Below are 1070 nucleotides of genomic sequence, written 5' to 3'. Positions count from 1 at the left end.
TGGGGTCGTTGTTTCAGAACAACACAGTGGACGCGAGCAACTGAGGACAAGCCCTCGGCCTATTAGTACCGGTCAGCTCCACCCCTTACAGGGCTTCCACATCCGGCCTATCAACCCAGTCGTCTACTGGGAGCCTTACCCTCTCAAGGAGGTGGGAGTGCTCATCTCGAAGCAGGCTTCCCGCTTAGATGCTTTCAGCGGTTATCCCTCCCGAACGTAGCCAACCAGCCATGCCCTTGGCAGGACAACTGGCACACCAGAGGTTCGTCCGTCCCGGTCCTCTCGTACTAGGGACAGCCCTTCTCAACACTCCTACGCGCACAGCGGATAGGGACCGAACTGTCTCACGACGTTCTAAACCCAGCTCGCGTACCGCTTTAATGGGCGAACAGCCCAACCCTTGGGACCTACTCCAGCCCCAGGATGCGACGAGCCGACATCGAGGTGCCAAACCATCCCGTCGATATGGACTCTTGGGGAAGATCAGCCTGTTATCCCCGGGGTACCTTTTATCCGTTGAGCGACGGCGCTTCCACAAGCCACCGCCGGATCACTAGTCCCGACTTTCGTCCCTGCTCGACCCGTCGGTCTCACAGTCAAGCTCCCTTGTGCACTTACACTCAACACCTGATTGCCAACCAGGCTGAGGGAACCTTTGGGCGCCTCCGTTACTCTTTAGGAGGCAACCGCCCCAGTTAAACTACCCACCAGACACTGTCCCTGATCCGGATCACGGACCCAGGTTAGACATCCAGCACGACCAGAGTGGTATTTCAACGACGACTCCACCCAAACTGGCGTTTGGGTTTCAAAGTCTCCCACCTATCCTACACAAGCCGAACCGAACACCAATATCAAGCTATAGTAAAGGTCCCGGGGTCTTTCCGTCCTGCTGCGCGAAACGAGCATCTTTACTCGTAATGCAATTTCACCGGGCCTATGGTTGAGACAGTCGAGAAGTCGTTACGCCATTCGTGCAGGTCGGAACTTACCCGACAAGGAATTTCGCTACCTTAGGATGGTTATAGTTACCACCGCCGTTTACTGGCGCTTAAGTTCTCAGCTTCGCC

1 rRNA gene is annotated in these 1070 nt (G+C 56.0%); it reads right to left on the bottom strand.

Going from position 1 to position 1070, the window contains the following annotated elements:
* Window positions 1–42: 42 nt before the first annotated feature.
* Window positions 43–1070: ribosomal RNA gene (locus ACWCYY_RS40865) — 23S ribosomal RNA — on the bottom strand; the annotation flags it as partial.

Source organism: Kitasatospora sp. NPDC001664 (assembly GCF_053596675.1).
This window is presented reverse-complemented; position numbering and strand designations above follow the sequence as displayed.